The 17,717-nt window shown below is 67.1% G+C and carries 15 protein-coding genes; 6 read left to right on the top strand and 9 right to left on the bottom strand.

All coding sequences use genetic code 11. The annotated features are described in order from the left end of the window. Positions 1 to 40: 40 nt before the first annotated feature. From ON38_RS03725 to ON38_RS03735, 3 genes are read right to left on the bottom strand one after another with little or no spacing between them, the layout of a single operon-like run. A complete protein-coding gene (locus tag ON38_RS03725; RefSeq protein WP_039822327.1) occupies positions 41 to 892 on the bottom strand; it encodes an alpha/beta hydrolase in 852 nt (283 codons plus the stop codon). Next, positions 889 to 1,836, bottom strand: a complete 948-nt coding sequence (locus ON38_RS03730; RefSeq protein WP_051164334.1) for a VOC family protein — start codon at positions 1,834 to 1,836, stop codon at positions 889 to 891. Before ON38_RS03730 ends, ON38_RS03725 begins: the two co-directional genes overlap by 4 nt. Positions 1,837 to 1,862: 26 nt before the next feature. Further along, positions 1,863 to 3,410: a bifunctional 3-(3-hydroxy-phenyl)propionate/3-hydroxycinnamic acid hydroxylase gene (locus tag ON38_RS03735; protein ID WP_039822330.1), complete on the bottom strand. Its 1,548-nt coding sequence runs from the start codon at positions 3,408 to 3,410 to the stop codon at positions 1,863 to 1,865. A 161-nt stretch (positions 3,411 to 3,571) separates the two neighbouring features. Here ON38_RS03735 and ON38_RS03740 point away from each other — a divergent pair, with 161 nt between their 5' ends. Then, positions 3,572 to 4,237: a TetR/AcrR family transcriptional regulator gene (locus ON38_RS03740; protein ID WP_085995336.1), complete on the top strand. Its 666-nt coding sequence runs from the start codon at positions 3,572 to 3,574 to the stop codon at positions 4,235 to 4,237. Positions 4,238 to 4,476: 239 nt separating this feature from the next. On the opposite strand, the gene ON38_RS03745 is transcribed toward ON38_RS03740, so the two are convergent. The 4 genes from ON38_RS03745 to ON38_RS03760 are packed head-to-tail and all read right to left on the bottom strand — an operon-like array spanning position 4,477 to position 6,758. Then, entirely contained in the window at positions 4,477 to 5,238 is a 762-nt protein-coding gene (locus ON38_RS03745) for an ABC transporter permease (RefSeq protein ID WP_039822332.1), read from the bottom strand. A gap of 9 nt (positions 5,239 to 5,247) precedes the next feature. Further along, entirely contained in the window at positions 5,248 to 6,057 is an 810-nt protein-coding gene (locus ON38_RS03750; protein ID WP_039822335.1) for an ABC transporter ATP-binding protein, read from the bottom strand. Positions 6,058 to 6,066: 9 nt separating this feature from the next. After that, positions 6,067 to 6,423: a DUF1048 domain-containing protein gene (locus ON38_RS03755; RefSeq protein ID WP_039822336.1), complete on the bottom strand. Its 357-nt coding sequence runs from the start codon at positions 6,421 to 6,423 to the stop codon at positions 6,067 to 6,069. Positions 6,424 to 6,425: 2 nt separating this feature from the next. Next, complete coding sequence (locus ON38_RS03760; protein ID WP_039822337.1) at positions 6,426 to 6,758, bottom strand: PadR family transcriptional regulator; 333 nt, start codon at positions 6,756 to 6,758, stop codon at positions 6,426 to 6,428. A 573-nt stretch (positions 6,759 to 7,331) separates the two neighbouring features. On the opposite strand from ON38_RS03760, the gene ON38_RS03765 reads away from it, so the two are divergent. Together ON38_RS03765 and ON38_RS36985 are read left to right on the top strand one after the other, a co-directional pair. Next, positions 7,332 to 9,446 carry an oxidoreductase gene (locus tag ON38_RS03765; RefSeq protein ID WP_039822339.1) on the top strand — a complete coding sequence of 705 codons (2,115 nt, stop codon included), beginning with the start codon at positions 7,332 to 7,334 and terminating at the stop codon, positions 9,444 to 9,446. Between the two features lie 404 nt (positions 9,447 to 9,850). Continuing rightward, the gene (locus ON38_RS36985; protein ID WP_051164335.1) at positions 9,851 to 10,903 is read left to right on the top strand and encodes an MFS transporter; all 1,053 of its coding nucleotides are present in this window, start codon (positions 9,851 to 9,853) and stop codon (positions 10,901 to 10,903) included. 39 nt (positions 10,904 to 10,942) lie between these two features. On the opposite strand, the gene ON38_RS03775 is transcribed toward ON38_RS36985, so the two are convergent. Continuing rightward, on the bottom strand, positions 10,943 to 12,226 hold the full coding sequence (locus ON38_RS03775; protein ID WP_039822340.1) for a cytochrome P450: 1,284 nt from the start codon (positions 12,224 to 12,226) through the stop codon (positions 10,943 to 10,945). Positions 12,227 to 12,711: 485 nt separating this feature from the next. Between ON38_RS03775 and ON38_RS03780 the strand changes: the two genes are divergently transcribed. Continuing rightward, complete coding sequence (locus tag ON38_RS03780; RefSeq protein WP_039822342.1) at positions 12,712 to 13,551, top strand: mycofactocin-coupled SDR family oxidoreductase; 840 nt, start codon at positions 12,712 to 12,714, stop codon at positions 13,549 to 13,551. Positions 13,552 to 13,726: 175 nt separating this feature from the next. After that, positions 13,727 to 14,335, top strand: coding sequence for a TetR/AcrR family transcriptional regulator (locus ON38_RS03785; RefSeq protein WP_051164336.1), 609 nt, complete (start codon positions 13,727 to 13,729; stop codon positions 14,333 to 14,335). 218 nt (positions 14,336 to 14,553) lie between these two features. Here ON38_RS03785 and ON38_RS03790 read toward each other — a convergent pair whose 3' ends face one another. Then, positions 14,554 to 16,077 carry an alpha/beta fold hydrolase gene (locus ON38_RS03790; protein ID WP_083872217.1) on the bottom strand — a complete coding sequence of 508 codons (1,524 nt, stop codon included), beginning with the start codon at positions 16,075 to 16,077 and terminating at the stop codon, positions 14,554 to 14,556. A gap of 594 nt (positions 16,078 to 16,671) precedes the next feature. Here ON38_RS03790 and ON38_RS03795 point away from each other — a divergent pair. Further along, on the top strand, positions 16,672 to 17,717 hold a 1,046-nt coding region (locus ON38_RS03795; RefSeq protein ID WP_169333242.1), incomplete at its 3' end, for a lipase family protein.

Here is a 17,717-nt window from a genome sequence, read left to right on the forward strand (position 1 = left end):
CACCCGGATCGGCCGCGCGCTCCGCGGCCCAGGCTGCCGCTCAGTGGGCGGCGACGAAGTCCGCGACGAGCCGGTTGAACTCCTCGGCATGCTCGATCATCGCCCAGTGTCCGCAGCGGTTGAGCAGTACCGCCCGGCTGTCGGGGATATGCGCCAGCAGCAAGAGCGTGTTCTCGTAGGACACCACCCGGTCGTCCCTACCGTGGATCAGCAGTGTGGGGGCGGAGATGCCGGCGAGTTTCGAACGGTCGACCCATACCGGGATCGGCGTCCCCGCGGCGAGACCCGCCACATAGTTGCGCAGGTGCTCGGGGCGCGCGAGTGCCGCGGCGGAACGGGCCTGTACCAGCTCCGGGGTGGCGAAGCGCGCCTTGTCGAAGGTCATCACCTCCACCAGATGGCGCATATTCGCCGGGGAGGGATCCTGATAGGCCGCGATCAGCACCTTCAGGCCCTCGGACGGGCCGTCTCCCGGCCCGAACAAGCTCGGCGCCCTACCGATCGGCGGACCCATCGTGACCAGGTGGCTCACCCGCTCCGGATGGTGGATCGCCAGTCGCAGCGAGGTGTGCCCACCCATCGAGTTGCCGACGAAGGCCGCCTTCTCGATACCGACCGCGTCCAGGAACTGAACTGCCGCGCCGACATGATCGAGCTTGTCGACGGTGACCGCATCCGACTCCCCCCAACCGGGCATGTCGACGGCGTAGACGTGGAACCGTTCGGCCAGCCGTGGAATATTTCCGGCGAAGTTGGACCAGCCGGTCGCCCCCGGGCCGCTGCCGTGCAGGAGCACGATCGGCCGGGCATCGGCCGGGCCGGCCTCGTAATAACGCAGCGTCCAGTCACGGGTGGTGACCGTGCGCGCCGCCGCATCCTGGGTGATCGTCATCGGCGGGTCTCCTCCTCGGGTGCGATATTCGTGAACGGCGCGCGGCCGAGCAATTCGTGGACCACCTCGGGAGCCCGATGCCCCCAGCTGTGCAACCGGTCCAGCGTGCGCACCTGCCAGGTCTCGTCATCGATCAGCAGACCGCCCCAGCCGAATTCGACGGAGAAACCGGACGGCGTGCGGACGTAGAAGCTGAACATGTTGTCGTTCGGGTGCATCCCCAGCGTCATCTCGAACGGTTGCGCGGCGTCCATACAACGGTCGTAGGCCGCGCCCACATCGCGGATATCACTCACCTCGATCATGAAGTGATGGGTCCGCTTCGGATGCGGCATCTCACCGAACGCGACCGAATGATGGCGTGGATTGCAGTGCAGGAAGATCAGGTCGGCGTACACACCGGGTGTCAGTTCCTCGACGATGGTGTCGCTGACGCGGAAGCCCAGCACGCCCTCGTAGAAGGCCATGTACTCCGCGCGCGGGACACCCCGGGCGAGCAGCACCTGATGGCCGGCACCGCCGGCGCCGGTGACGAACGAACCGAGCAGCACCTCGGAGCGGAACGGGGTGGCCGCGTCGGCGAAACCGGTCACCAACTCGATGCGGTTGCCCATCGGATCGGCGGTCAGCACGATTCGTTCGACTCGACGGGACGCGGCCAAGGCGGCGTCGCCCTCGGCGACCTGCGCGCCGGCGGCGCGGAGGCGTTCGACGAGATGATCCAGCGACTCCGCCGAATCCACCTCGTATCCCGAGACGAGCAGGTCGTCGGTGGCGCCGCGCTGGATGCGCCAGCGGAAGGCCCGTTCGTCGGTGCGCAGGAGGAGCGCGTCGGCGTCCTCCTCGGCGAGGTGCATACCGAGCAGGTCGCAGGCGAAATGCCGCCAGGCGGCGAGATCACTCGCCTCGTAGACGACGTAGGCGAGTTCTTTCACTCCGGACATTGGGAAAGCTCCTGTCGCTTCGGACTTCAGCAGGTGGGAACGGTGAGCCCGTGCACGTCGTCGGCCGCGACGAAGCGGTCGGGCCGCACCGCGACGGCGCGGACGCGGTAGCGCTGCAGCCAGGGCCGCAGGACGTCGTCCAGGTCGACGAGATCGTCACTCCCCCGGGTGTGGACGTTGCGCGGACGAACGGCCACGTAGCGGGCCCCGAGCGCGTCCCAGGCGGCTTTCTCCTCGGGTGCGAGCAGGGTGGCCGGGTCGATATCGTCGCCGAGCAGTACGAAACCGTCGCCGAGCAGGTCGTCGAGCCGGGTCATACGACCGGCGGTATCCCCCACGATCGGCTGGGGCACCATGCGGCCGACAATGCTGGCGTCCCCGATCTCGCCGCGGATCCAGCCGGCGGCAAGGGTCGGCGGTGCGGTCAGGGGCGGTTCGTGCGGTGTCACCAGACCATCGGGCACGGCGTTCATCGCGTCGATCTCGGCCGGCGTGGCCTCCTGCCTGATGACGCGGCCCAGCCGGACGGCGAGGTCGGTGTAGAAGGTGGCGTTGGGCCGGCGCTCGGCCTCGTAGGTATCCAGCCATGTTTCCGGTAGCGCGCCGCGCAGCACCCGGCCGAGTTTCCAGCCCAGGTCGTGGGCGTCGCGTATACCGGTCTGCATACCGGCGCCGGCCCACGGCGGCATCAGGTGCGCGGCGTCGCCCACCAGGAAGATTCGGCGGTTACGCCAGGTGTCGGCCATCCGGACGTGGTGGCGGTAGAACGCGTACCGGTGGATGTCGACATCGTCCGCGGTCACGCCGATCGCCTCGAGCAGCGGCCAGACCTCGGCGTGCGTGGGGAAGTCGGCCTCGGTCTCACCGTGCATGAGGGGCAGCTCCCAGCGATGGTTTCCGCCCGAGAGGGCGATATCGACGACCGGGCGCTCGCGGTCGGTCCAGAAGGTGAGGACGTCACGGTCGGGCCACCAGCGCCGCACCGCGCAGTCGATGACGATCCAGAGCGTATCGGCGGTATCGCCGTCCAGTCGCGCACCGATCCAGCCGCGAGTACGGGAGGAGCCGCCGTCGGCTCCGATGGCGTACCGGGTGCGGTAGCTATGGCTGTGCCCGGTGGCGGGATCCGCGGTCGTGATCGTCACGCCCGCCTCGTCCTGGTCGACACCGGTTACCTCCGCGCCGTAGCGGACGGTCACCAGGTCTCGGTATTCCGCCGCGGCCGCGCGCAATTCGGCCTCCATCGTCGGTTGGTAGATGTTGTAGAAGCGCGGCCCCGCACCGAGAATGCTGGGCGGATGCTCGATCCGCATGACCTCCTCGCCGGCATAGGTGACCCAGCGCAGCATCCGCTGCGGATCGATCACCTTGTCGATCCGCTCGGCGATGCCCAGGTTCTGGAAGATCCGCATCGTCCAGTCGTTGATCGTGACGGCGCGGGCCCGCGGGTAGATGTCGCGGTCGCGTTCGAAGGCCACGACCGAGACGCCCTGCCGGGCGAGGGTCAGCGCGGCGATCACGCCGGAGGGTCCGTATCCGATGATCGCGACGTCGGCGTCGAAATCCTGACTCATGGGGGCTCCCGATGTCCACGATCGATCACTTTTGGACCGACCGTTCCATTCTTTGACCGTCAGCGTGGCATGTGGCCGCGGACACGGCTACCGGATTCCGCAGTGCAGAACGAGCCCGAGCCCTCGTCGGCGGCCCGATCGCCCCTTCTAGGCTGGCGCGCATGGAGCCCTCCCCGCACCACGCCCTGATCGACCGACCCGCCGGTAACCGGCGCGGGCGCCGCTCCCGGGCGGAAATACTCGACGCGGCCTCACGCCTGATGGCCGAACGGGGCTACGCCGCGACCACGATCTCGGTGTTGAGTGCGGAAACCGGACTGCCCAAGAGCGCGATCTACCATCACTTCCACTCCAAGAGCGGCCTGCTGTCGGCAGTGATGGCGCACGGCGCCTACGAGTTCTACCGCGCCATGGAACAGGCGCAGGCGACACCTCCCGAGGGCGGCACCATCCGGGAGCGGCTCGGCTGGTTTCTCCAGCGCACCGAGGAGGTTTTCATGACCAAGGCCGATTTCCTGCGGCTGCACCTGATGCTCCTCATGAGCACCGAGGCGGCCGACGCCGAGGTGGGCTCGATGATCGAACAGGTCCGCCGCGACGGCCGCAAACACTTCAATCGCATGATCGCCCAGGCCTTCGCGGCCGAAGGGCCCGAGACGGCGCAGGTGATCGCCGACGAACTCGACTATTTCGGTATGGCCGGCTTCGACGGTGCCTTCATCGCCTGGCAGGCCGACCCCGCACGCGGCCTCACCGATCAGCTCGGGCAGCTCGCCGACGCCCTCACGGCGATGGGCGCGGGGATCATGGCAGAGCGAGGCCACTGAGCGACGCGCACGGACCGGGCCAGCTCCTCCTGAAACGACACGATCGCCGCAACCTCTCAATCGAGAGTATTGCGACGATCGCGTGAACCCGCCGGCTACTCGCCGGTCCGCGCTCCGGACCGGGGGCCGGTCTGCCGTCCCGGGCGATGGATCGGGCGCAGCCCCGATCACGCTCCGCTACGGGCCGGGTGATCTTTCATCGCCGCGCAGCTGCCACGGACGCTCCCGGCCGGCCGGGCTCAGGAGATCTTGCGGCGGTAGGTGTTCATGGCGAAGAGGTAGGCGACGACCAGGATGCCGACGCACCAGCCGAGGGCGATCCAGATGTCGTTGCCGACCGGCTGCTCGGAGAACAGGGCGCGGATGGCGTCGATGATGGAGGTCACCGGCTGGTTCTCGGCGAAGGCGCGAAGCGGGCCCGGCATGGTGTCGGTGGGCACGAACGCCGAGCTGATGAATGGCAGGAAGATCAGCGGGTAGGAGAACGCGCTCGCCCCGTCCGGGGTCTTCGCGGACAGGCCGGGGATGACCGCGATCCAGGTCAGCGCCAGCGTGAACAGGACCAGTATCCCGGCCACCGAGAGCCACGACAGCACGTCCGCGCCGGAGCGGAAACCCAGGAGCAGGGCGACGAGCACGACGACCACGACAGAGATCAGGTTGGCGACCAGCGAGGTCAGTACATGCGCCCACAGCACCGACGACCGCGCGATCGGCATCGACTGGAATCGCTCGAAGATGCCACTCTTCATATCGAGGAACAGCCGGAACGCGGTGTAGGAGATCCCCGAGGCGATCGTGATGAGCAGGATGCCGGGGAGCAGATATTGGACGTACGAGTCCGACCCCGAGTCGATCGCGCCGCCGAAGACATAGACGAACAGCAGCATGAACGCGATCGGCATGATCGTGGTCGTGATGATGGTGTCCACGCTACGCGTGATATGACGCAGCGATCGTCCCAGCAGCAGGGTGGTGTCGGCGAAGAAATGAGTGGTCATCGTCGTTCCTTATTTCGTCCGAACCGCGCCGCGGTCATTGCCGGGGGTACCTTTGCCGTCATCGTCTCCGACGAGAGCGAAGAAAATGTCCTCGAGACTCGGTTTCTTCTCGACATATTCGACTTCGGCAGGTGGGAGTAGCTGCTCGAGTTCGGCGAGGGTCCCGTCGACGATGATCCGGCCGCGGTGCAGGATCGCGATCCGGTCGGCGAGTTGTTCGGCCTCGTCCAGGTATTGCGTGGTGAGCAGCACCGTCGTGCCGTGCTCGGCGAGTTCCTTCACCGCGTCCCACACCTCGATACGCGCCTGCGGGTCGAGCCCGGTCGTGGGCTCGTCGAGGAAGATCACCGGCGGGTTTCCGATGAGACTCATGGCGATATCGAGGCGACGGCGCATACCCCCGGAATATGTGGATACCTTCCGCGTGGCCGCGTCGGTCAGTGAGAAACGCTCGAGCAGCTCGTCGGCGATCCTGTCCGCGTTCTTCAGGTGCCGCAATTTGGCGATCAGCACGAGATTCTCCCGGCCGCTGAGAATTTCGTCGACGGCGGCGAACTGCCCGGTGAGGCTGATGGACTCCCGCACGTTTCCCGGGTCCGTGGCGACGTCGAAACCGTTGACACCGGCGGTTCCGGCGTCGGCTGCGAGCAGGGTGGACAAGATTCGCACGATCGTGGTCTTGCCGGCGCCGTTCGAGCCGAGCAGCGCGAAGATGCTGCCCCGTTCGACGTCGAAGTCCACGCCGCGCAGCACCTCCATCTTGTTGTACGACTTCTCCAGACCGCGCACGCGGATCGCCGGAGCTTGCTGTGTCGTCATCGAAAGGCCCTACTTTCCTTCTGCGGCGGCGCGCTCGATGGCGCTGTTCAGCCGAGCTCGTTCCCGATTGAGCCAGGATTCCTCCTGGTAATTGCGCGCGAAGGTCTCGATGAACCCCACCGGGTCGGCTCCGACGACCTCGCGGATCGGGATTTCATCGGCCGCGCTCTGCTCGAACAGATCGATGAGGTCGTCGAACATCGCCACGCCACCGCCCGCTCCGCCGTACATCAGGTACCGCTCGAAAGCCTCGACCGCGGTGCGGTAGCCCGGGGGCAGCTGCTTGGTCCGCGTTTTGTACTGCCGCCACCGCTTCTTGTCGTCCAGATCGCCGATCACCCTCGAAGCGAGATCCGATATATCCATAACTACTTGCCTCCCTTTACACGGAGCTGTTCGATGCGTTCGGCGAGGAAGCTCCAGGTCCTCCAGAACTCGTCGAGATATTCCTGTCCTGCGGCGTTGAGGGAATACACCTTGCGCGGGGGCCCCTTCTCCGAGGGAACCTTTTCCACGTCCACGAATCCGCGCTTCTCGATTCGGACCAGCAGGGCGTAGACGGTGCCCTCGGCGATATCGGAGAAACCCTGCTCCCGCAGCCATGCGGTGATCTCGTAGCCGTACGCGGGACGGCCGAGCAGTATCGCCAGCACGATGCCCTCCAGCGTTCCCTTGAGCATCTCCGTCTCCTGTTTGCCCATGAACACCCCTTTCAGCTATTAAGTGACACTAGCTACCACTACATAGTAATGCTTAGTAGCAGTTTCGCAAGCCCCCTCGGCCGGCCCACTCGGCCGCGGCCGAACCGACCGAGAGTGGGCGCCCCACGCCCGTCGGCACAACCGGAGCGGTCGACTCCGGCGCGACAACAGGCTCATCATAAGTAGATGTATACGTACACGCCCGGCACTGAATATACGTATAGATACACGTATACGCAAGAGCTTCGGCTACACCGCATTTCGAGGCCTCGGCCGCGGGCGGTTCGCGCGACCCCTGCCCCTCGCGACCACACCCGGGCACCTGGACACACGCGCCGACCGTGGCCCGCCGCGGAAGGGCGCCGGCGGCCGATGCCTGCGGTTCGCCCTGGGAAGCGCACGGGATTGCGAACCCTCGACCACGCCGCTCCGACACCGGGACCGGCCCGACGATCCCCGGAAATCAAGAGCGTGGCCGTCGACTGCGACGAGCACGACCACGGTTTCCGGTCGAGGTCTCGGTGATCGAGAACGGTCGGTCACGTGACCGGCGCCGCGATCTAGCTTCTACTCGTGACCGGCACACACTCCTTCCCACACCTGCTCGCACCCGGAACCATCGGCCCGATGTCCCTGGCCAACCGCGTGGTCATGCCGGCAATGGATATGAACCTCTGCGACGACGGCGAGATCGAGCAGGGCGATATCGACCATTTCGCCGCCCGCGCGGCGGGCGGGACGGGGCTGATCATCACCGGCGCCTGCGCTGTCGCCTACCCGATCGGGTGCGCGAGCACCAAGGAACCCGGCCTCTCCGAGGACCGGTTCGTACCCGGGCTGAAAGCGCTGGCCGAGGCCGTTCATGCCGCGGGCGGCAAGCTGTGCGTGCAGATGACACACCACGGCAGGATCGCCCGGATCGATACCGTCCAGGGCCGGCCGCTGCTGGTTCCGTCGGCGCCGGGCGGCCCCGCCGATCTGTCCGCCCTGGCGGACAACACTCCCGAGGAGCTACGGAAGCTGGGAGCCGTCACCGGCGGTAGGCAGGCCACGTACCACGAGGCGACGAAGGACGATATCGACTGGCTGGTGCGCTGCTTCGCCGCGGCCGCCGCACGGGTGCGCGACGCCGGCGCGGACGCGGTCGAGATCCACGTCGCACACGGCTACGTGCTCGGCGGCTTCCTGAGCCGGGCGGACAACAGGCGCACCGACGAATACGGCGGATCCCTCGAGAACCGGGCGCGCGCGGCGGTGGAGGTCATCCGCGCGGTCGCGGCGGAGGTGGGCGATTCCCTCGCGATCCTGGTGCGCGTCGCCGGGCGCGAATTCGGCGAGGAAGGTGCGCTGACCACCGAGGAGGCCGTGGCGGCCGCGGTGCTGTTCGAGGCGGCCGGTGCCGATGCCCTCCACATCACCGGGTGGGGTCGCAACCCGTTCTCCAACTTCACCGACGGCCCCCTGCCCGACGAGGTCGGCGCCTACACCAGACTGGCCGCGGCGGTGAAGAAGGCAGTGCATATTCCGGTGATCGCCGTCGGCCGGCTGCTTCCGGAGGTCGGCGAGAAGGCGATCGCCGACGGCGCGGCCGACTTCGTGGCAATGGGTCGGCAGTTGCTCGCCGATCCGGAACTGGTGAACAAGCTGCGCGCGCGGAGCCCGGAACAGATTCGGCCCTGTATCAATTGCTATGTGTGCGTGCAGGAGAACTTCTGGGACGACACTCCCCTCTGCGCGGTGAACCCCGCTCTCGGCAATGAAAAGCTGCTTCCGCTCGCGCCCGCCGACATCCGCAAGCATGTTGTCATCGTCGGCGCGGGACCGGGCGGACTCGAGGCCGCGCGGGTGGCCGCCGAACGCGGGCACCGGGTCACGGTGCTGGACAGAGCGGACCGGCTCGGCGGCACGCTCTGGTTCTCCGGCCTCACCACACCCGACAACCAGCGACTGCTGGAATGGCTGACGATTCAGGTCGAGCGTCTGGGTATAGATGTCCGCTTGAAATCCGAGGCCACCGTCTCGTCGATCGCGGCGCTGAACCCGGACGCGGTAATCGTCGCCACCGGGGCGGTGCGCGGGCGTCCGGTGGTTCCCGGTGGCGATCTACCGCACGTGCACACCGGCGACACCCTGCGCGCCCTGTTGACCGGCACCGGGGACGTCGGGCGGGTATCGCCGCTACTGCGGATCATCGCCGGACTGGGCAAACTTTCCGGCATCACCAAGAGCCCGGCCGCGATCCGCGCCGTCACCCGCAGGTACCTGCCGATCGGCAAGAACATCGTCGTGATCGGCGGGTCCCTTGTGGGACTGGAACTCGCGGAATTCCTGGCCGAACGCGGGCGTAACGTGACGTTGCTCGAGGAAGGCCGGCAGCTCGGCGTACCGATGGCGATGCCGCGACGGTGGACTGCCGTTCGCCACGCAGGTGAGGCGGGCGTGCGTCTGCACCGCGGTGCCACAGTGCTGCGGATCACCGGAACACACGTCGAGTTCCGTATCGGGGAGCAGATGTCGAGCGCGCCGGCGGATATGGTGGTCGTCGCCTCCGACGTTTCGGCGCGGGCGCCACTGGCCGAGGCGCTGGTGGGCACAGTTCCCGAGATTCATGTGGTGGGGGACGCCGCGAAAGTCGATTACATCCAGGGTGCGATTCATTCGGCGTGGGAAATCGCGACCGAGTTGTGAATTCCGGTCACTCGTTTCACCGGAGCGGCCGCACGCCGACAGGATGACCCCAACCCTGTTCTCCCCCACCATTCGGTCATATCTGTCACCGGCCCGAGAATATGGACTGTTGCGCGCTCCGGCGCGGGCGGTGCAGTCACGCGCTGTGGCGGGCCGCGCAGCGCGTGACTGCACCGCTGATCACCGGCCGAGCCGCGCCGACGAGCCTGGAAAACCGGTCGCCACGGGCTCATTCGGCGATGCCGGTGTCATCGGCGGACGCATCGCCGGCGTCGCCGATCAACCGGCCGTCCGACGACTCCCGCACAACGAGACCACACCCCTGCTGTGCTGTGCGTCACTCTAGCCTGTGCCGACGTGGCGGAGGCTCCCTCCGTTTCACGAAGGCTCTCTGGAGGAATTCCATGACGACATTCCCTGATCCGGTGGCCCCGGTCTATCCGGCCCCCACGTCCGGACGCTTCGCCAGAAAACGTTCCGCCGGGACGATTATCGCCATTCTGGTACTGGTCGAGATCATCAGCGCATTCGAATCATCGATGGTTTTCGCCGCGATCCCGACACTCATCCGGGATTTCGGCAGTGATGCCGGTACGGCCGGCTGGACGGTCACGGCGTTCCTTCTGGTGGCGGCGGTCGCGGCGGCCGTCTGCGGCCGTATCGGTGATATGTACGGTCGCGAGCGGGTTCTCGTCGTGATCCTCGTGGGCCTGGGCACACCCGGCGGACATCCCTACATCAACGGACTCGGCGAAGCGAACACTGTCACCGATATCGTGCAGGCGGCGCGCTCGCTCAACGATTCGATCGGCACGGACTGGGTCGCCGCCGGACACAGCCAGGGCGGCCAGGCGGCATTGTTCACCGCCCAGCACGCCGCGACCCGGCAACCGGCGCTCTCGCTGAAAGGTGCCGTCGCCATCGCGCCGGGCGGTATCGGCCTCAGCCGGATGGTCGAATTCGTCGACAGCGGCGGGCCCGGTGCCGAGGCCGCCGCAGCCTTCCTACCGCTCATCGTGCTGGGCGCCCACGTCGTTCAACCGGCGATCGACCCCGGCAAGCTGTTCACACCCGCCGCACGGCCGATGCTGCAGGCGGCGCACACCGGTTGCGTGGCGCAGATCCGCGAAGTTCCACCGATACCGCCCACCGAGATCTTCGAACACGATGCCGACTTCGGCGCCCTCACCCGGTATCTGGAGGAACAAGACCCCTCCGTCACCGCGCCCGCGGTGCCGGTGATGATCGCCCAGGGCAGCGCGGACACGCTGGTCACCCGGCCGAGTACGGACGCACTCGTCGACACGCTCTGCGGCAAAGGGGCAACGTTCGACTACCGGATCTACGAGAACCAGGACCACCGGGCAACCGTCCCCGGCTCACTGGCCGACGCACAGCGGTTCGTGGCCGCGGCACTCTCGGGAGAACACCCCACCGATACCTGCACGGCCCGATGATCGCAGCGATACACCGCGCCGCACTGGCCATATGCAAACTCATCGAGCCGCGTCCGTGTAGGTGATGTGCAGTTCCTGCAACCCCCGCAACAGGAATGTCGGTTCGTAGTGATAGTCGCGCGCAGCGGCGGAACCGTGCACGGTCTCGTCGACGGCGAGATCGGTGAAGCGATCGAGCAGACGATCGAGCGTGACGTGGCCCTCGGTGCGTGCCAGCGGCGCACCCGCACATGTATGGATGCCCCGGCCGAACGCGATGTGCTCGCGGGAATTGCGCCGATCGAGACGGAACTCGTCGGGGTCCTCGAACTTGCGCGGGTCACGGTTGGCGGCGCCGATACACAGCATCACCACCGTCCCCGCCGGAATTTCGGTGTCGGCCACCCGCGTCGCTCTGCGCGCCAGCCGGAAGTCCACCTTGGTGGGGCTTTCGACGCGTAACGATTCCTCGATGAACGGGGCGATCAACCCCCGGTTTTCGCGCAACAGGCGCTGGTACTCCGGGCGCTCGGCCAGCACGCGGATAGCGGAGCCGAGCAGTTTCGTGACCGTCTCCATGCCGGCTGCGAACAGGAAGGTCGCGGGCCGGACGATATCGATGACTTCTGGCAACGTCCCGTCCGGATAGGTTGTGGTCGCGAGGACGCCGAGGATATCCGCGCGCGGCGAAGTCCGGCGGTCGCGGATATATCCGCCGAAGGTCTCCTCCAGCCACTCCAGCGGGTTGCTGCCCACCGGTTCGCTGTCCAGTGCGCCTACCCGGCTGCCGGGTTCCTCGTGCCCGGTCAATCGCCGCCGGAACTCGTCGCGTTCGGATTCGGGGACACCGAGCAGATCGGCGATAGCGAGCGTGGCGAAGGGTTTGGCGTAGTCCCCGAGGAATTCACATGCGCCCGCGCCGGCGATCGCGTCGAGCCGGCGATCGGCCAGCTGCCACATGTAGTCACCGTTCTCGTTGAGCCGCTTGGGCGTCAGCAGCCGGCTCAGCAGGGATCTGGTCCGGGTGTGCCGCGGCGGATCCATGGTGACGATGTGCTCGAAGATCGGGAACAGGTGACGGTGCTCCTCGATCTGCGCACCGATATCGTCGCCGTCCGGCACGAAAGGAAGGGGCGGGAAAGGGCCGCCGATCGAAATGCAGGCCGAGAAGGCCTCGGAGTTCCGGAAGATCTCGTCGGCCTCCCGATAACCCGTGACCACCATGACCCCGTGGTGGGGTTCCCGGAAGATCGGGTTCCTGCTGCGCAGGTGAGCCAGGTACTCGTACGGATCCTGAGCCACCGATTCGTCGGAGAAATAGTCGAGGGATGCCAGGTCGTTCATGGTCAGCCTTTCGTGACACCGGGCGGCGAAGCCATCGCGCGAAACCGCGTCCAGCGCAGCGTGATCGTCAATTCGGTAGGGGCCGCGCCGGTGCAGGCGATTTCCGTACACCGCCGCAACATCCCACTCGACAAGAGAACAATATTCTTGATCGATCGATCATCACCCTGCGATGTCCGTATTGGTAACACGACCGGTCGGCGCGGTCAATACCCACACTGCGGACCCGCAGCGAGCCGAGGGATGGCCGAGCCGGCGGAATGCACGCCGGACACTGGTAAATCGCCAGCTCATTGCGTGATCCTTCGCCATATTCGGCGGCAGCCCTGGGGCACGTCACCGATACCGCAGGCCCGGCCACCGGACCGATCGATCCGTTGACAACCCGCGCTACCGGGTGTCAAATCTTATCGATCGATCAGCATCAGCTGACGAAGGGAAGGATCGGGCTCGGCGAGTTCGATCTCCGACGAACGAGGTGGTTCATGAGCGGGCGAGTCGAAGGCAAGGTCGCCTTCATCACCGGCGCGGCACGCGGGCAGGGACGCAGTCACGCTGTACGTCTGGCGCAGGAGGGCGCCGACATCATCGCCGTGGACGTCTGCGCCAACGTCAGCGGCTCCGACCAGATCGCACCGTCCACGCCGGCGGACCTGGCCGAGACCGCCGACCTGATCAAGGGATTGGGCCGGCGCATCATCACCGAGCAGGTCGACGTCCGGGACTTCGACGCGCTGCGTGCAGCGGTGAACTCCGGCGTCGAGCAGCTGGGCCGGCTCGACATCGTGGTGGCCAACGCCGGTATCGGCAACGGCGGTGAAACCCTGGACAAGACCAGCGAAGCCGACTGGACCACGATGATCGATATCAACCTGTCCGGCGTATGGAAATCGGTCAAAGCGGCCGTGCCACACCTGCTGTCCGGCGGACGCGGCGGATCGATCGTCCTCACGAGTTCGGTGGGTGGTCTCAAGGCCTACCCGAACACCGGCCACTACATCGCCGCCAAGCACGGCGTCGTCGGGCTGATGCGCAGCTTCGCCGTCGAACTGGGCGCGCACTCCATCCGGGTCAACTCGGTACATCCGACCAATGTCGACACTCCGATGTTCATGAACGAGAACACGATGAAAATGTTCCGGCCCGACCTGGACAATCCCGGAGTCGAGGACTTCCGGGTGGTCGCCCAGCTCATGCACGTGCTGCCCGTCGGCTGGGTCGAACCCGTCGACATCAGCAACGCGGTACTCTTCCTCGCCTCCGACGAAGCCCGCTACATCACCGGGCTACCGATGACCGTGGACGCCGGCAGCACATTGAAGTAGACCCGTCGCACCGGACTGTTTCCACCGGGGTCCGGCGCGCCGGAACACACCCGGAACCGGGCCTCGACCGGCCACTCCACCGAGGTTGATCGATCGGCAAAATGTTAGCGTGCCCTATGGACGTCATACGACCTGCGCGGCCGGAACGGACGAGCGAAGCACCGGGGCGTTTCTGATGGCCACGCGCAGCAGCGCCCGAACGTCCGACACCGGCGCCCGGCAGCGACTGATGGCGGCGACCGAGCAGATCATGCACGAAGAGGGCTACGCCGCCGCGACCTCCCGCCGGGTGGCCGACCGCGCCGGAGTGCGGTCGGCGCTGGTCTACTACTACTTTCCCACCATGGACGACCTGTTCGTCGCGGTACTGCGCGAAAGCGCGGAACGGGCGCTGGAACGCATGCGCCGGGCCTTGACCGACGACGACCCGCTGCGGGTGTTGTGGCTGATCAACACCGACTCCCGCTACACCCGGCTGAGCACGGAGTGGACAGCACTGGCCAACCACCGGAAGGTGATCGGCGCCGAACTGAAAACCTACGCCGAGCGGGTCCGCGATATCGAAACCGCCGCGGTCACCATGGTGCTGCGTGCGCACGGCGCCGACCTGACCACCTACCCGCCGGTGGTGATGGCAATCCTGCTCACCGGGGCCGCCCGGATAATCTGCAACGAAAGTGCCGTGGGGATGAACCAGGGTCACGAACAACTTCGCACATTCGTCGAAAGCTTCATCGCCCGATTTCCCCTACCGGCCGCGGATCACAGCACCACCGCCCAATGAGCCGGACACTACGTCGCCCTCCCCGCGGCCGGGCGAGGTCATCGGGTACATGAGTGGCATGTCGCCCTGGCCGGCCCGCACGGACCGCGGCCTCGGCGTCGTGCTCCACCCTCGCCGGCGATGATGGTCTGTACAGCAGGCAGACGAGGAAGCCGGCGCGAATCCATCCGCCCCGACCTCGGCACAGCACCTCGGACCGTGCCGCCGGTCCCCGCGGTCTAGTTGTCGGGAAGAGCGCCGGGGTCGGGCCGGCAAGTGACGTCGGCATCGGGGAGGACGCCGTCACGGAGATAGGTGTCGACGACGTGGTCCACGCAGTGGCTCAGGTCGGCGCGGAGGACGCCGTGCACGCGGGTGTCCGCCAGCGTGACCATTCGTGACGCGGTCAGGTCCTCGTGCAGGGCAAGGCCTTGCGGGTAGGGAGTACGGGTGTCGCGGCTCGCCTGCAGGATCAGAGCCGGAGCCGCGTTGTGCACAGCGGTGGGTTCCTCGATCGGGTCCGGCCAGAACGCGCACGCGGTGATGTTGTTGGCGAACGCGCCGAATACCGGCTGGGTCTCCCGGGCGCTTTCGATATTGCGCTGATACCAGGCCGGATCCCGGGGTGCGGCCCGATCCCCACACAGGACCGCGGCCATCCCCGACGCGTCCATCGGAATGCCACCGCTGATCTTCGTTTTCAGCTGTTCCATGTCGACGGGCAGGCCGGTCACCGCATCGGCCACCAATCGGACGACGTCGGCGAGGTCGGCGTTCTTCCGCGGATTCGACAACAGCGCCAACAGCATCATCGGCACCGTGTGTTCATCGATGAGGTAGCCGTTGCCGACGACCGGGTGTGTGGCCGCGCGCCGGATCATGTCCTCGACGAAAGCGCGCACCTGCGGTCCGCTGCTACCGAAGTGGTAGTCGGCGTCGTGGCGGGCCGCCCAGCTCGCCCAGTCGTCGAGCCCGGCCTCGTTCACGGCGCCCATGTCCTGGTAGGTGCCGATCCAGTAGCGGTCCGGGTCCATGGCGCTGTCCAGCACCATCCGGTCGGTGCGCCGAGGGAACATCTGGGAGTAGACCGCGCCGAGGTAGGTGCCGTAGGAGCCGCCGTAATAATTGATCCGGGGCTCACCGAATGCGCTGCGGATGATGTCCATGTCCCGGGCGGTATTGCGGGTGGTGATCTGGCGGGCCTTCTCGGGGTCGGGAGCCAGACAGGACGCCGCGAGCGCGGCGGCCAGAGCCGTGTCACGTGCGAAACCGAAGGCGTCGAAACCGGCCGAGAACAACATGGTGGGCAGCGGCAGCGCACAGTTCACCGGATCCGATCGGCCGATACCGCGGGGGTCCATGCCGATCAGGTCGTATCGGGCCCGTACGTCGGGTGTGAGACGTTCCTGCAGGCCGGCCATCATGCTCAGCCCGGGGCCGCCCGGGCCGCCGGGGTTGGACAACATGATTCCGCGTCTGCGGGCGGGGTCGGTGGCCGGGATGCGCGAGATCGCCACGGTCAGCGTTCGAACGTCCGGTCGGCTGTAGTCGAGGGGCACGACAACACCCGCGCACTGCGCCCCCGCGCCATCGAGCACCGCGTCGTTACACGATCCCCAGTCCAGCTGCTGGCGATAGAACGACTCGAGGCCGGCCGGGATGTCATCGACCGGGTCGGCGCTCGCCGGCCCCATGGGCACTGTGGCGAACGTGGCCGCCGTGATGACCCCGAGCACGAGCCATCGAATCCATCGAATCGGCATCGGATCTCCTGTCCGCGACATCTGTGTTCGCATCCTGTTTCCGCCGCGCCGACATCTTCGGTCTCGCACCGGCGCCGGTGTCGTTCGCTGAGGCTGCCCCGGCGAAGCCGAGCTCCAGGGGTCGCCGGCCACGACTCGCCACGATCACAGCGGTCAAGGCCTGGAAATCTGTTTTGCGAAGCCGGCCGTTGCGCCAGGATCGCAGTCCCGTGCGGTAACGGCGTTCGCAGGATGATCACCCGGCGTGTCGAGATACGTCTGCGCTCCGTATAGACCGGAACCAATACGCGATCGTTATGCTATCGTGCATTCAGTCGTTACGCTATCGTGATCTTGGCCCAAATGTGACATGGCCGGTCAGCGAGCCCGGAGTGCGTGTGGGTTGGCCGCCCGGACACGGAAGGCATGATGAAACCCGAGCGGACTCCGTCGACATATCGGAAGAACAGGAGCCGGGCAGCATGTCCGGCTACCAGCGGATTCGACCTACCGGTCCACGGCGCGCGCCGGCGACCGGCACCGACGCGGCGACTCGGCCGGCTCCGGCTCGCGATCCTCGCGCTCGCCGCGGTCGTACTGCCGGCGGCACTGTCGATGCCGGTCGCGCAAGCCGCGGTGCCACCGCCCGGGGAGGATCCCTTCTATGCCGCACCGGCCGATCTCGCGGCACATCCGAACGGAACGGTGCTCGGGTCGCGGACAATCCCTCTACTCGGCCTGCCACTACCGGTCGACGCGCATCAATTGCGCTATCGGACAACCGATTCGGAAGACCGTCCCCAACTGAACGTGACGACGGTACTGGTGCCACCGGTGCCCTGGGACGGGCCACGGCCGGTGTTGTCGTACCAGGTTCCCGAGAACAGTCTCGACACCCGGTGCGCCCCGTCGTTCACCCTGCGTGGCGGGCGCAACGGCACCGATATGGCGGCCGTCGCACAGGACGCGCCGTTCCTCGCGGACGCCCTGCGGCGCGGATGGGCCGTCGTCGTCAGCGATTACGAAGGGCCGCAGTCGCGGCTCTTCGACGGGGTGACATCCGGCCGTGGAGTCCTGGACGGAATCCGGGCCGCGCGGTCTTTCGCTCCTGCCGGGATCGCCGCCGCGAGCCCGGTCGGCGCCTGGGGATATTCGAGTGGAGCCTTCGCCACACTGTGGGCCGCGCAGCTGCGCCAGGAATACGCTCCCGACGTGGATTTCGCCGGGGTCAGTGCCGGCGGCGTCCCGACCGATATCCCGGCCATGGCACAACGCGCCGACGGTGACGCGGGGGCGATACTGATCCTGCTCGGGCTGGCCCGCAACGAACCCGGCTCCAGACTGGCCGATCTCCTGAACGACCAGGGCCGCAGTGCGCTGCGCACCGCGGACACGTCCGCCTGCGGTGCGGATCTGGCCCAGAAGTACCCGGACATCCACATCGACGATCTCGCCGCGGTTCCGAACCTGCCGGCACACCCCGCTTTCCGCGCCGCGGCCTTGCCCAACGAACTCGGCGGCACCGTCCCCGACGCCCCGCTCTACCTGTACCACAGTGTCTCCGACGAGAAGATCCCCGTCGCCGGCTACACGGCCCTCGTCGACGCCTACTGCGCCGCCGGCGCCACCCTCACCACGACCCTATCGCTGTTTCCCGGACA

This window comes from Nocardia testacea NBRC 100365, assembly GCF_000308775.1.
GTDB classification, from domain to species: domain Bacteria; phylum Actinomycetota; class Actinomycetes; order Mycobacteriales; family Mycobacteriaceae; genus Nocardia; species Nocardia testacea.